This is a genomic window from Mucilaginibacter sp. (assembly GCF_039935595.1).
Taxonomy (GTDB): domain Bacteria; phylum Bacteroidota; class Bacteroidia; order Sphingobacteriales; family Sphingobacteriaceae; genus Mucilaginibacter.
This window is the reverse complement of sequence record NZ_JBDTJZ010000099.1, coordinates 1-14,815: the sequence shown is the minus strand read 5'-3', so window position 1 is coordinate 14,815 and position 14,815 is coordinate 1. Positions and strand designations below refer to the sequence as shown.

Annotated in this window: 10 protein-coding genes; 7 read left to right on the top strand and 3 right to left on the bottom strand. The window is 42.4% G+C overall.

Annotation, left to right across the window (positions count from 1 at the left end; translation table 11 throughout):
• Nucleotides 1–17 precede the first annotated feature (17 nt).
• Both ABI367_RS06610 and ABI367_RS06605 read left to right on the top strand, forming a co-directional pair.
• A complete protein-coding gene (locus ABI367_RS06610; RefSeq protein ID WP_462230287.1) occupies nt 18–1,301 on the top strand; it encodes a mandelate racemase/muconate lactonizing enzyme family protein in 1,284 nt (427 codons plus the stop codon).
• A gap of 130 nt (nt 1,302–1,431) precedes the next feature.
• Nucleotides 1,432–2,547 carry a bile acid:sodium symporter family protein gene (locus tag ABI367_RS06605; RefSeq protein ID WP_462230285.1) on the top strand — a complete coding sequence of 372 codons (1,116 nt, stop codon included), beginning with the start codon at nt 1,432–1,434 and terminating at the stop codon, nt 2,545–2,547.
• Between the two features lie 74 nt (nt 2,548–2,621).
• Here the strand turns inward: ABI367_RS06605 and ABI367_RS06600 are convergent, their stop codons facing one another.
• The gene (locus tag ABI367_RS06600) at nt 2,622–3,080 is read right to left on the bottom strand and encodes an Lrp/AsnC family transcriptional regulator (RefSeq protein ID WP_462230283.1); all 459 of its coding nucleotides are present in this window, start codon (nt 3,078–3,080) and stop codon (nt 2,622–2,624) included.
• Between the two features lie 163 nt (nt 3,081–3,243).
• Between ABI367_RS06600 and gcvP the strand changes: the two genes are divergently transcribed.
• The 4 genes from gcvP to ABI367_RS06580 all read left to right on the top strand — a co-directional run bounded on the left by gcvP (nt 3,244) and on the right by ABI367_RS06580 (nt 9,325).
• On the top strand, nt 3,244–6,135 hold the full coding sequence (gene gcvP / locus ABI367_RS06595; protein WP_462230281.1) for an aminomethyl-transferring glycine dehydrogenase: 2,892 nt from the start codon (nt 3,244–3,246) through the stop codon (nt 6,133–6,135).
• 63 nt (nt 6,136–6,198) lie between these two features.
• The gene (gene gcvH, locus ABI367_RS06590) at nt 6,199–6,573 is read left to right on the top strand and encodes a glycine cleavage system protein GcvH (protein WP_462230279.1); all 375 of its coding nucleotides are present in this window, start codon (nt 6,199–6,201) and stop codon (nt 6,571–6,573) included.
• A 116-nt stretch (nt 6,574–6,689) separates the two neighbouring features.
• Entirely contained in the window at nt 6,690–7,769 is a 1,080-nt protein-coding gene (gcvT, locus tag ABI367_RS06585; RefSeq protein ID WP_462230277.1) for a glycine cleavage system aminomethyltransferase GcvT, read from the top strand.
• 125 nt (nt 7,770–7,894) lie between these two features.
• Nucleotides 7,895–9,325: an L-serine ammonia-lyase gene (locus tag ABI367_RS06580; RefSeq protein WP_462230275.1), complete on the top strand. Its 1,431-nt coding sequence runs from the start codon at nt 7,895–7,897 to the stop codon at nt 9,323–9,325.
• A gap of 73 nt (nt 9,326–9,398) precedes the next feature.
• Here ABI367_RS06580 and ABI367_RS06575 read toward each other — a convergent pair whose 3' ends face one another.
• Nucleotides 9,399–10,415 carry a cytochrome d ubiquinol oxidase subunit II gene (locus tag ABI367_RS06575; protein WP_462230273.1) on the bottom strand — a complete coding sequence of 339 codons (1,017 nt, stop codon included), beginning with the start codon at nt 10,413–10,415 and terminating at the stop codon, nt 9,399–9,401.
• Between the two features lie 114 nt (nt 10,416–10,529).
• Nucleotides 10,530–11,837: a cytochrome ubiquinol oxidase subunit I gene (locus ABI367_RS06570; RefSeq protein WP_462230271.1), complete on the bottom strand. Its 1,308-nt coding sequence runs from the start codon at nt 11,835–11,837 to the stop codon at nt 10,530–10,532.
• A 186-nt stretch (nt 11,838–12,023) separates the two neighbouring features.
• On the opposite strand from ABI367_RS06570, the gene ABI367_RS06565 reads away from it, so the two are divergent.
• Nucleotides 12,024–14,627: a M1 family metallopeptidase gene (locus ABI367_RS06565; RefSeq protein WP_462230269.1), complete on the top strand. Its 2,604-nt coding sequence runs from the start codon at nt 12,024–12,026 to the stop codon at nt 14,625–14,627.
• Nucleotides 14,628–14,815: the final 188 nt, after the last annotated feature.

Genomic DNA, 14,815 nt, shown 5'->3' with positions numbered 1-14,815 from the left:
ATATTCAAAACAAAACTATGTCAACTAAACAAAATAGACGTTCCTTCTTAGCAAAATCGGCAATGGGAACCGCTGCTTTAGCAGCTGCACCAATAGTGTCAACATTTGGCCAGGGATTGATTGACGCTAAAGAAAGAACTCCACAAGCGTCAGCACCGTCTGACCTAAGAGTAACTGCCGTAAAGTTTGCTTACTCAGGCGGTGGTATGTTTGTAAAAATAGAAACCAACCAGGGCCTTGTAGGCTGGGGAGAGGCTGTTGATGCCAGCGTTGGTACTTATTATATGGCAAAAAATATGTCGCGCCGGCTTATAAACAGAAGTCCCCTTTATCCTAACGTAATTGCTCGTGGTATACGCCAGGGTTCACCTTTTAGTGGTGCACAGTCAGGTGCTTTTGTGGCAACGCTTACCGGCATTGAATGTGCCCTTTGGGACATAACAGGTAAAGCGCTTGGTTTACCTATTTACCAGTTAATGGGTGGTAAATTTCGTGACAAATGTCGTGTTTATTGCGATACAGAGCTTTACGCAGCACGTAACCCAACACCGGCTGATTACGCTAAAGCGGCTCGTGGTGCGGTTGACAAGGGTTATACTGCAATTAAGTTTGACCTTGACCTTGCAACAGATCCTAACAAATATGACCGTACCAACTGGACAGGCAGTTTAGCCGAATGTGAGCGTATGGTTGATGCTATTACAGCAGTTAGAAAAGAAGTAGGTACACATATTGATATTTGCTGTGATATGCACGGCCGTTATGATGCGCCTACCGGTCGTCGTGTTGCAAAAATGATGGAGCCGCTTAACCTGATGTGGTTAGAAGAGCCAATCCCTGCTGATAATATTGAAGTTTATAAAACCATAACGCAAGAAACCAGCACACCTATTTGTGCAGGCGAAAACCTTTATTTAACTTACGGTTTTGCCCGCCCTTTGGCTGAAAACGCATTGGATATTATAATGCCCGATCTGCAAAAATGCGGTGGCTTAGGCGAAGGTTTGCGTATTGCTTCTATGGCAGATGCGTATTTTACTCCGTTCTCTCCGCACATGGTGGGTAGCTTTGTTGGTGCTATGGCAACTGCGCATGTTTGTGCAGCAACGCCTAACTTTCACATATTAGAGTGGCAAACATTGAGCGATACTGAGCAAAGGTGGAAAGATATTGTTGTTTACGATAAACCATTTATTGAGAAAGGTTTCTTAACTGTATCAGATAAACCAGGTATTGGTGTTGATATAAACGAAGAAGGATTGAAAAAATATGCACAACGGGATGTTCCGTTCTTTGCATAATAAATAAATTTAAGAATAGGCCGGGTTGAATTATCAACCCGGCTTTTCTATTATTTAAAGATGTTGTATACTTGCAGCATATAAACCAATTGCTTCTTTGCTTTAAGGGGCGTAAACTAAACTAAATCAAATGAACTTTTATAAATCAGCATTAGCTATGGCCGCAATTGCGTTTCTTGCAGCACTGGTAATGCTTATTGGTGGAAACTACGAAATTGGCAGCCCGTTATTAATTTTTGCTTTTATATCCTTGTCAATAGGTTTTAGAGGCTTTCCGGTACTAAAGGGTTTTGCATTTACCCTGATCATATTTGCAGTAGTAGTTGCAGCCCTACAATATCCAACTTACTTTATTTCATACAACGGGTATAAATTTTCAAAATTAATTACCCCATTGATCCAGATCATCATGTTTGGTATGGGTACCGAAATGAGCCTGAAAGATTTTGCGGGAGTAGTAAAAACACCAAAAGCTGTATTGATTGGCTTAGCAGGCCATTTTACAGTTATGCCGCTTTTAGGATTTTCGCTGGCCAAGGCTTTTAACTTCCCGCCCGAAATTGCAGCAGGAGTGGTATTAATTGGTAGTATGCCTTGCGGTTTAGCATCAAACGTAATGTCATACCTGGCTAATGCTAATTTGGCACTATCTGTTACACTTACTGCCGTAGCTACTGTATTGGCACCATTTATCACCCCGCTTTGGATGAAGTTTTTGGGTGGTCAGTTTGTAAAGGTTGATGCGTTAGCGATGATGCTTGACATTGTTAAAGTGGTTATTATACCAATAGGCGGCGGTTTATTATTTAATAAATTTTTTAAAGGAAAGGTGCACTGGCTTGATAAGGCAATGCCTATATTATCAATGTTTGGTATAGCATGTGTTATTATTATAATTGTTGCTGCCGGTCGTAATAATTTAATTGTTATTGGCCCCGCATTGATTATATGCGCCTTTATACATAACTCTGGTGGGTACTTGTTTGGTTACTGGACAGGGCGCTTATTTGGCCTGGCCGAACGTGATTGCCGTACCATTGCTATTGAAGTAGGTATGCAAAATGGCGGCCTGGCTTCAAGTTTGGCCACGTCAATGGGTAAGCCGGCTACTATAGGTCTGGCATCAGCTGTGTTCTCACCAATAATGAATATCACAGGTTCTATACTGGCATCTTACTGGCACCGTAAACCGCCTCAAGATACCATAGATCCAAGATTTGAAGACGAGGTTGTAGTACCTACTTAATAGTATTTAGTTAATGGTTCATAGTTCATAGCTGTATTTTAACTATGAACTATGAACCATCAACTATAATCTAACTAAATATTATAAGCGTAAGTATGCTTTATCTCTTTTAGCACAATGGCGCTGTTTAAAATACCAATATTCTCAATTTTGGATAGTTTGTATCGGATAAAATCATGATATTCCTCAATACTGCCCACATTTATTTTTAGCAGGAAATCAATTTGCCCGGCTATGTGGTAACATTCCTGTACTTCCTCCAGTTTATATATCTCTTCTTCAAATTTATCAATATACTCTTCGTGGTAACGCATAGATACCTGGCAATAGCTGGTAAAAGGTTTATTTATCATGTATTTATTAAGCACGGCAACGTACTCTTTTATAAAACCAACACTTTCTAACCGCTTAATTCGCTCATAAACAGGCGATATGGTTAAGTTTAAAGTTGAGGCGAGTTCTTTAGTGGTTATCTTGGCGTTTTTTTGTAGTTCGCGTAAAATAGCTTTGTCAATATCATCAATAGTATCCATTGTGGTAAAATTTTCTAATAAGGTGGTATAAAATACCAAGATAAAGTTTTTTTTTATTTAAAAAATACTTTTTAAAGGAATATTTGCTAATATAATTAAGTATAGTAAATAAAAAATCGCTATTGCTTAAATTTGTAGGGAAGATATTTTAAATTTTTTTCAGATGAATTTAAACACTGATTACCAGGAACTTTTTGAACAAAGGCATATTGCCCCCAATGAAAATGCAACCGTAGAAATGCTAAAAGCATTGGGTGTAAACACGTTAGATCAATTGATTGACCAAACCGTTCCGGCCAAGATACGCCTGAAGCAGGCTTTGCAGTTACCCGTAGCCAAAAGTGAGTTTGATTATCTGAATACTTTAAAACAAACAGCAAGTAAAAATAAGGTATATAAAAGTTTTATAGGCCAGGGATATTATGATGTAATAGTACCCGGTGTTATACAAAGAAATATATTAGAAAATCCGGGTTGGTATACCCAATATACCCCATACCAGGCCGAAATTGCGCAGGGTCGTTTACAAGCCTTGCTTAATTTTCAAACCATGGTTATTGACCTTACCGGGATGGAAATTGCAAACGCATCATTATTGGACGAAGGTACTGCTGCCGCCGAAGCTATGTTTATGCAATATAGCCTGCGTAAAAACCAGAATGCCAAGGTGTTCTTTGTGTCTAAGGACGTGTTTGCGCAAACCATTGATATATTAAAAACACGTGCGCAACCCTATGGTATCGAATTATTAATTGGCGACCATCAAACAGTTGAATTAACTGAGGATATGTTTGGCGCCATTGTACAATATCCTGCTGGCAGCGGCGAGGTTTATGATTATAAAGATTTTGCCAACAATGCGCACCAAAAAGGCATAAAGCTTACGGTTGTTGCCGATATAATGAGCCTATTGTTATTAACCCCTCCGGGCGAATGGGGTGCTGATATTGTAGTAGGTTCAACGCAGCGCTTTGGCGTGCCAATGGGCTTTGGCGGACCTCATGCCGCATTTTTTGCAACTAAAGAAGAATACAAACGCTCATTACCCGGCCGTATAATTGGGGTTACTATTGATAGTGCCGGCAATTATGCGCTGCGCATGGCCCTGCAAACCCGCGAGCAGCATATCCGCAGAGATAAGGCTACGTCAAATATTTGTACCGCACAGGCATTATTAGCTATAATGGCGGGAATGTATGCAGTATATCACGGTCCGGATGGTTTAAAGAAAATAGCCGAAAGAATACATGGCTTGACTGTTTTGTTGGATAATGCATTAACCCAATTAGGTTATAAGCAAACCAACAAGGGCTATTTTGATACATTGAATTTTGAAACAGGCGACCTTACAGGTTCAATACATGCCGAAGCGTTAAACAACGAAATGAACCTGAACTATACAGGTTCGGGCATTACCATATCTATTGACGAAACAACATCGCCGGAGGATATAAAAACCCTTGTGCGCTTTTTTGCCAAAGTAAAAGGTAAAACCATAAACGATGTAAATTTTGACGAATTAAAAGCCAAGCTGCAAACTACCATACCCGCGGGCAAGCAACGTACATCGGCTTATTTAACACACGCGTTATTTAATTCGCACCATTCAGAACATGAAATGCTGCGTTATATTAAATCGTTAGAAGCGAAAGATCTTTCGCTTTGTCATTCCATGATAGCGTTAGGCTCATGCACCATGAAGTTAAACGCTACTACCGAAATGGTGCCCGTTACCTGGGCCGAGTTTAGCCGTATGCATCCATTTGCCCCGGCTGATCAGACCGGCGGCTATATGCAACTATTTGCCGAGTTGAACGATTGGCTATCAGAAATTACCGGTTTTGCCGCCATGAGCCTGCAGCCAAATGCAGGGGCGCAGGGCGAATATGCTGGTTTGATGGTTATCCGTGCTTACCATTTAGACAGGGGCGACGATCATCGTAATATAGCCCTGATACCATCATCAGCACACGGTACAAACCCGGCATCAGCTGCTATGGCAGGTATGAAGATAATCGTTGTAAAATGCGATGACAACGGAAATATTGATGTTGTCGACCTGAAAGAAAAGGCCGAACAATATAAAGAAGATCTTTCTTGTTTAATGGTAACCTATCCGTCAACGCATGGTGTGTTTGAAGAATCTATCATAGAGATATGCGAGATCATTCACGCAAATGGCGGGCAGGTATATATGGATGGCGCTAATATGAACGCACAGGTTGGTTTAACCAGTCCGGCTACTATTGGTGCTGATGTTTGTCATCTTAACCTGCATAAAACGTTTTGTATACCACACGGTGGCGGTGGCCCTGGCATGGGCCCAATCGGCGTAGCTAAACACCTGGTACCGTATCTTCCGGGCCATGCTGTGGTTGATATTGATAAAGGAAAATCTATCCATGCGGTATCATCAGCACCATGGGGGTCGGCGTCTATATTGATCATATCACACGCTTATATAGCCATGATGGGCCCTGATGGTTTAACCAATGCAACACGGTATGCTATTTTAAATGCCAACTACATTAAATCGCGCTTAGAAAAACATTACCCGGTATTATACACAGGTGCCAACGGACGTTGCGCGCACGAAATGATATTAGATTGCCGCGCGTTTAAAAACTTTGGCATTGAGGTAACGGATATAGCCAAACGCTTAATGGATTATGGTTTCCACGCGCCAACGGTATCATTCCCGGTAGCAGGTACCGTAATGGTTGAGCCAACCGAATCAGAGCCAAAACATGAGTTAGACCGTTTTTGCGATGCGATGATCTCTATCCGTCATGAAATTGATGATGTAGAGAAGGGTTTGTCAGATAAGTTAAACAACCCGCTTAAAAATGCGCCGCATACGGTAACTGTTATTACAGCTAATGAGTGGGAGCATCCATATACCCGTCAAAAAGCAGCTTTCCCGCTGCCGTTTGTAATCGCCAATAAGTTTTGGCCATCAGTTGGCAGGGTTAATGATACCTATGGCGATCGTACATTAATTTGTAGCTGCCCGCCTTTAGAAGATTATGCTTTTGAAGAAAGCGTGATAGAATAAGACCTCACCCTATATCCCTCTCCAAAAGGAGAGGGACTTTATAAATATTTAAGATAATATAATATGAATTTTCCATCAGAATTAAAGTACACCAAAGATCACGAGTGGGTTAGGGCCGAAGGCACCGAAGCTTACGTAGGTATAACCGAGTTTGCGCAGCAGGAACTGGGTGATATTGTGTATGTAGACATTAACACACTCGGTCAGCAATTAGATGCCGAAACAGTTTTTGGTACTATTGAAGCCGTTAAAACGGTGTCTGATCTGTTTATGCCCGTAAAAGGTACGGTTTTAGAGATCAACCCGAAACTGGATAAAAGCCCCGAACTGGTAAACAGCGATCCTTACGGTGACGGATGGATAATAAAAGTAGCCCTGTCATCAGCGGTTGAGGGTTTATTATCTGCCGCTGATTATGCCGGTTTGGTAGGGCACTAGCTAAAAACACCTTTTTACTCTCTGTCATTTCGAACGACAGAGAGAAATCTATACATTGATAAACTCGTGTATAGATTTCTCCTCGTTCCTCGTCGAAATGACAAATACAATTAGATATGAAAACCACAGCTTTAACATTAAAACATATAGCGCTTGGCGCAAAAATGGTTCCCTTTGCGGGATATAATATGCCTGTACAATACGCAGGTATAAATGCCGAACACGAAACTGTGCGTAAAGGTGTAGGTGTGTTTGATGTTAGCCACATGGGCGAGTTTATCCTGAAAGGAGAAAACGCACTGGCGTTGATACAAAAGGTTACCAGTAATGATGCTTCAAAATTGGTGGATGGCAAAGTGCAATATTCATGCCTTCCTAATGAAGATGGCGGCATAGTGGATGACCTGTTGGTTTACCGTATTGACGAGAAAACCTATATGCTTGTAGTAAATGCTTCCAACATTGAAAAGGACTGGAACTGGATATCAAAGTACAACGATTTGGGTGTGGAAATGAAAAACATTTCAGACCGTACCACCTTATTGGCCATACAAGGCCCCAAAGCTGCCGAAGCGTTACAAGGTTTAACCGATGTTGACTTAGGGTCGATGGAATATTATTCTTTTAAAAGAGCAAAATTTGCCGGTGTTGAGAATGTGATCATATCGGCTACTGGATATACAGGTGCGGGTGGTTTTGAAATATATTTTGATAACCAATACGCCGATCAGATATGGGAAACCATTTTTAAAGCCGGTGAAAGCTTTGATATTAAACCCATTGGTTTGGGCGCACGCGATACCTTGCGTTTAGAAATGGGCTTTTGCCTGTATGGTAATGATATTGATGATACCACATCGCCGTTAGAGGCCGGTTTAGGCTGGATAACCAAGTTTAGTAAAGGGTTTACCAATTCCGCAGCTTTGCAACAACAAAAGCAGGAAGGTGTAAACCGTAAATTGGTAGGTATTGAAATGGTGGAGCGTGGTATACCCCGCCATGATTATGAAATTGTTGATGCCGATGGCAACACCATAGGTAAAGTAACCTCAGGCACGCAGTCGCCGTCATTGCAAAAAGCAGTTGGTATGGGCTACGTTAAAACAGAGTTTGCCAAAGAAGGTACCGAGATTTATATCAAAATAAGGGATAACAGCGTTAAAGCCAAGGTGGTTAAGCCGCCGTTTACTGCATAACATCAACGTCATTGCGAGCGAGGTACGAGCGTGGCAATCTCTACACGCCAGGTAAACGGTTATCTATCAATTCAGAGATTGCCACGCTACGCTCGTAATGACGGCGTTTTTTTAAGCTGAGTATTATGGAAAAAGAGCAGTTATCAGCATTTGATATTTTTAAGATAGGGATAGGTCCTTCAAGCTCCCATACGCTTGGGCCCTGGCGTGCTGCACAACAATTTATCCAGTCGCTTGAAGAGGCAAAATTATTGGATGCTGTTACCGGGATCAAAGTTTTATTATACGGCTCATTAGCAAAAACCGGCCACGGCCACGGTACTGACATAGCTATACAATTAGGTTTAAGCGGGCATGACCCGGTTAGCATGGATGTAAGCAATGTGCCAACCGAAATTAATAGCATTCTTACCAAAAATGAATTATTACTGGCCGGTAAAAAAGCAATCGTCTTTTCACCTGCTGATGATATCCTGTTTCTATCGGGCGAGAGCCTGCCCGCACATCCTAACGCGGTAACTTTTCAGGCATTTTTAACTGATGGAAAGGCATTTTCAGAAACTTACTATTCTATAGGAGGCGGTTTTGTTTTAAAAGAAGGCGGCCAAATACAAACAGGAAAAAAAGAGGTGGACCTGCCGTTTCCGATTGATAATGCCGCGGCTTTACTGCATTGGTGTTTGACCACCGGCTTAAAAATATCAGAAGTAGTGTTTGAGAACGAACTGGCCTGGCGTAATGACGAGGAGATAAGAAGCGGTATGCTCAATATATTCCGCGTGATGAAGGAGTGTATGTACAAAGGCTGTCATACAAAAGGCGTGCTGCCGGGAGGCTTAAATGTAACCCGCAGAGCTGCCACATTAAACAACAAGCTGCTCAACAATAATAGAGAAAGCACTTACGACGAATGGCTAACCGCTATTAAACATACAGGTAACAGTTTCCAAAATACATTAGATTGGGTTAGCTGCTTCGCATTGGCTATTAACGAGGAAAACGCCTCATTTGGCCGGGTAGTTACCGCCCCGACTAATGGTGCTGCGGGAGTAATACCAGCGGTACTGCAATATTATATTACTTTTTGCGATGGTTACACGGATGAGAAGATCGTTCAGTTTTTATTAACCGCATCCGAGATTGGCTGCATATTTAAAAAGGGGGCTACTATATCTGCCGCCATGGGCGGTTGCCAGGCCGAAATTGGTGTATCATCAGCCATGGCTGCCGCCGCGCTTACCGAGTGTTTGGGTGGCTCGCAGCGCCAGGTATTAATGGCTGCCGAAATAGCGATGGAACACCACCTGGGCATGACCTGCGACCCGATTGGCGGACTGGTACAAGTACCATGTATTGAGCGTAATACCATGGGTGCCATCAAAGCTATAACCGCATCACAACTGGCTATGCAAAGCAACCCCGATAACGCCAAAGTGAGTCTGGATGCCGTAATCAAAACCATGTGGTTAACCGCGCTGGATATGAACTCCAAATACAAAGAAACTTCTGACGGTGGCCTGGCTATAAATGTGCCTATCAGTTTGCCGGAGTGTTAATTGGTCATTAGGTCATTGAGTCATTAGGTCATTTTTTGATTATCATTTAGGCAATGACTTAATGACTCAATGATTAATCTTCTTCCCGGTTCCTGTCTTTAAAACTATAATACAAATAAAACAAAGATGGCAGTATCAATAAACTGCCTAATAACAAGGCGGTACCTAAAGTGGTGATAGTTTTATCGGTAGCATGATCCGTCAGCAATGATAAATTTGCCCCGCCTTTTATCAATACAAAGTTAGGGTAGTGGCGATAACCTACCGATAGCAATATCATACTCACCTGGAATGCCGCGAATAACCGTGCAATAAAGCGTTTGCCTTTGTTAACCGTTATCCATAACAACACCAATGATATGGAGGCTAATATTACTGCGGTTAAGCTTATAGGGTTTCCAAATATCCAGCGTGCCAAATGTACATTTTCTATCTCGGCTGCAAGGAAAACCAATCCGCCGCAAACAAAGGCCAGTATGTTTAGCACTTTGGCTTTCAGTATAAAACGTTTAACATCTTTTTCAGCGATAGATTCGCCGATGAGGTATATCGCCGCCAAAAATCCGCATAGCGCAACGGTAAATAAACCTACCGCTATAGAGAACAGGTTGAACCAGTCATAAACATAGGCATCCATAAACGTAGTAGCCTGTACATTTATCTGGCCCGAGATTGCGCTGCCGGCTACTATCCCCAAAAACAAAGGCGTAATAAAGCTGGAATACACAAAAATATGGTTGTATAAATTCTGTGTACGCTCGCCCTTAATAGCGTCATAATTACGGAACGAAAAGGCTGTGCCCCGGGCTATAATACCCATCAGCATAATTAAGATTGGTATATGCAGGGAGATGGATAACTGCGTATAAATATTGGGGAAGCCCACAAATAATATCACCACCGCAATAATGAGCCACATGTGGTTGGCCTCCCAAATGGGCCCGATAGCCTGATAACTGGTGCGCCGTGTGCGGTTCTTATTACGATCAGATGTAAAAAGCTCAATGATACCCGCGCCAAAATCGGCCCCGCCTAATAAAAAATACAGCAGGATAGCAAAACACAGGAAAAGGATAACTACAGTAAGCATATCAATTTAAAATAATTGTCATTTCGAACGAGGAACGAGAGAGAAATCTATACACCTACATCGGATGGAACTGCTCGTGTATAGATTTCTCGCTATTGCTCGAAATGACAATGTTTATTTATCATATAATTCGGGTACCATTTTAATTTGTCTTGATAATAAAAATATAACGGCCAGGCTCAGCGTAAAATAAACAAAACTAAATAGGTAAAACGAATACTGTATACCCGGCATAGGTGTTACCGCATCCGCCGTGCGCATAATGCCCTGCATTATCCAGGGTTGGCGACCTACTTCGGTAACTGTCCACCCGGCCTCAACCGCAATAAAACCAAATGGCGTGGCTATAATAAACAGTTTTAAGAACCATTTTTTAAACAGCCAGCTTCGTTTTTTCCATAAAGCAATAAAATACAAGATGGCTATCCCCATCATAGCCATACCAGTGGCTACCATGAGTTGAAAAGCATAATGCGTTATGGCAACGGGCGGTTGTTCGTTTTTGGGTATAACATCCAAACCCTTAACTTCCTGCTTAAAATTATCATGTACCAAAAAGCTCAACAAACCGGGTACTTCAATGCCGTAATTAACTTTTTTGGCGGCGGTATCTGGTATGCCGCCAATAACTAATGGGGTATAAGTTTGGGTTTTAAACAAGGCTTCCATGGCGGCTAATTTGGCGGGCTGCCTTTTGGCGGCGTCCTTGGCAGATATATCGCCGCTTAAAGGTTGTAATATGGCCGCTACGGCTGCAAAAGCTATGGCAATTTTAAAAGCTTTGGTATGGAAGGTTATATTTTGCCTTTTATAGATCATTAAAGCGTGAACGCCAGCTACAGCGAAGCCCGTAGCCGAAAAAGCAGCAATGGTCATGTGTAATGCCTCGGCAAACCAGGCATCATTAAACATAGCTTTTATAGGATCAACGTTTAAATATTGCCCGTTCACATAATCAAAGCCCGAAGGACTGTTCATCCAGGCATTTGCCGCTACTACCAGTATGCCTGATATAATACCGCTTACACCCACCAGTACCCCCGTAGCCCAATGGAACCATTTATTAAAGCGTTTCCATCCGTACAGGAAAAATCCTAATGCTATCGCCTCAATAAAAAAAGCAACACCCTCTAACGAGAACGGCATACCAAAAATAGGACCGGCATGTTTCATAAAACCGGGCCAAAGCAGGCCCAACTCAAACGAAAGCATGGTACCTGATACCGCGCCGGTGGCAAAGAAAATAGCAACACCTTTGCTCCAGGCCTGGGTGATGTTTTTATAAACTTCGTCTTTTGTTTTTAGATATTTATAGTGAGATACCGCCATAAACACCGGCATTACCATACCTATACAGGAGTAAATAATGTGAAACCCCAGGGATAGGGCCATTTGCGAACGGGCGGCTATAAAATCATTCATAGATATGGGTAATGATGATCAGGATGAACAAAGATACTTGTAATGCAATGGTAACTATTTAATATTTAAAGCATCATTTGTTATACATAATGGTTTTAAATTAATAATTATTACCGTTATAAGCTACAAGTATATATTTTTATAATTTACGCCGTTATATTACCTTTAAAACAAAATAAACTATAAATGAAATTCCATAAAGTTATCATCGCCTTTTTACTGGCGGCAAATAGTTATACCGTTTACGCCCAGGAAGCACAACAACCACAAAACAAATACGACCAGCATAAAGTTTTTTCGCCTTTATTTTATCCCAAAGGGGGCAATGAATACCGCACGGCCTCCGGCGCCCCCGGCGTCAAATACTGGCAAAATCGGGCCGACTATAAGCTAGATGTAACCTTAGATACCGCCAAACATCGCGTTAGCGGGTCAGCTTTAATAACCTATACCAACAACAGCCCTGATGCCTTGCCATTTTTATGGCTGCAGGTTGACCAGAATATTTATAAAGAAGATTCGCGTGCCGAAGCTACCAGCCCGGTTACCGGCGGCAGGTTTACCAATAAAACCTATACCAACGGCGATGAGATAAAATCAGTCACCATCATAAAAAATGGCAAAGCCGAAAAGGCCGACTATATCATTACCGATACCCGTATGCAGATCAGGCTTAAGGATACCCTGAAAGGCAGCGGGAATAAACTGCAGCTAAAAATTGAATACGCTTTTGATGTACCCGAATATGGTACCGACCGTATGGGTCGCCAACAAAGTAAAAACGGCTGGATATATGAAATAGCCCAATGGTACCCGCGCATGGAGGTTTATGACGACGTAAGCGGCTGGAACACCATACCTTATATGGGTGCCGGCGAGTTTTATTTAGAGTATGGCAATATTGATTACACCGTTACCGCTCCATCAAATTTATTGGTGGCAGGCTCGGGCGAGTTGTTGAACCCTGCGGAGGTTTTAACGCCAACAGCAATCCGTAGGCTTACTACTGCCAAAGCAAGCGATAAAACCGTGATGATACGCGATGCAGCCGATATAAACAGCCCGGCCTCGCACCCGGCAAAAGCTATGCTTACCTGGCATTTTTTATGTAAAAACACCCGCGATGTGGCCTGGGCCGCGTCAAAAGCATTTATGTGGGATGCAGCGCGTATTAACCTGCCAAGCGGTAAAAAAGCGTTGGCACAATCGGTTTACCCTATTGAAAATGAGGGCCCGGAATCATGGGGGAGGTCTACCGAGTTTGTAAAAGGGGCATTGGAGCTGTACTCCAATGAATGGTACGAGTATAATTATCCCGTAGCTACCAATGTGGCCGGTATTGTTGGCGGTATGGAGTACCCTGGCATTGTGTTTTGCAGCGCGAAATCGGTAGGGAGCGACCTATGGGAAGTTACCAACCACGAGTTTGGGCATAACTGGTTCCCGATGATCGTAGGGTCAAACGAACGCAAGTACGCCTGGATGGATGAGGGTTTTAACACCTTTATCAATAATGTAGATACTAAGGTTTTTAATAAAGGCGAGTTTTACGAAAAGTCCGATGAGCAAAAAAATGCCAAAGCTATATTTATGGATAACGCGGATGCCATAATGAACATACCCGACGTTATACAGGCCGACTACCTGGGCAGCGCTGCTTATAATAAACCTGCGCTGGGTCTTACTATTTTGCGCGACCAGATATTGGGTAAGGACCGGTTTGACTATGCCTTTAAAACCTATATAAAACGCTGGGCATTTAAGCACCCAACCCCGTGGGACTTTTTCCATACCATGGATAACGCGGCAGGAGAGGACCTGAGTTGGTTTTGGAACGAATGGTTCTTTACCACCTGGAAGATTGATCAGGCAGTGCGGGCCATTGATTATAATGAGAACGACCCGATGAAAGGATCGTTAATTACGATTGAGAATGTTGAAGAAATGGCCCTGCCGGTAACTATTGAGATAAAGGAAGAAAATGGTAAAACAGGCAACGTAAAACTTCCTGCCGAAATTTGGCAGCGTGGCCCTGTCTGGACGTTCCCTTATAAATCAACCTCCAAAGTTATTACGGTTACTATTGATCCTGACCACGTATTGCCTGACATTGATCCTGAAAATAACTTTTTTAGCGGATTGCCAGTACCTGCAAATGTTACGCCGGGCAGTATAATTAAAGCTTATTTTGATGCCATTGGCGGTATTGATAAGGTACGTGCCATTAAGGATATAACTACTATTGCTACCGGCAAAGCCGAGGGTACGCCGGTTAATATTACTACCAAGTATAAATCGCCTGATAAATACTTCCAGGAAGTAATAGCGCCAAGTTATAAAAACCTGCAGGTAGTGCATATTGCCGTTAATGGCGATAGCATAGTTGCGCGCCAGTTAGGGCATGATGTTCCGCTTGATAAGGCCATAAAAGGACAAATAAAGGCCCGCTATGCCATGTTCCCGGAGCTGGATTATACCAAACCCGGCTATGTTTTAGATCTTGACCCAAATACACAAGTTGTAAACGGCGAATTTGCCTACCTAATAACCGTAACCCGGCCCGACGGCACCAAAGTTAAAAGCTATTTTGACGCCAAAACCGGTTTAAAAGTTAAGCAAACCACCGTAGTACAAGGTGCCTCGGTAAATGAGTTTAGTGATTACCGCGCCATAAACGGTGGTATTAAAATACCTTATAAAATAAACACCGGCCTGTTAGGCGAACCGGTTGAGTTTACCATTACCAACGCGGTTGCTAATAGTGGGTTGATGGATGGGGAGTTTAAGTAAATAAATTAATAAAGCGTCATTACGAGCGAGGTACGAGCGTGGTAATCTCTGAATTGATAGGTGATTGAATACCTATCGTGTAGAGATTGCCACGCTACGCTCGCAATGACGCAAAAATAGCTCCCGTTAGTCCTAATTTATAATCCTAGACTAAGTTATGCGCGGATTTGCAATCCGCATATCCGCAA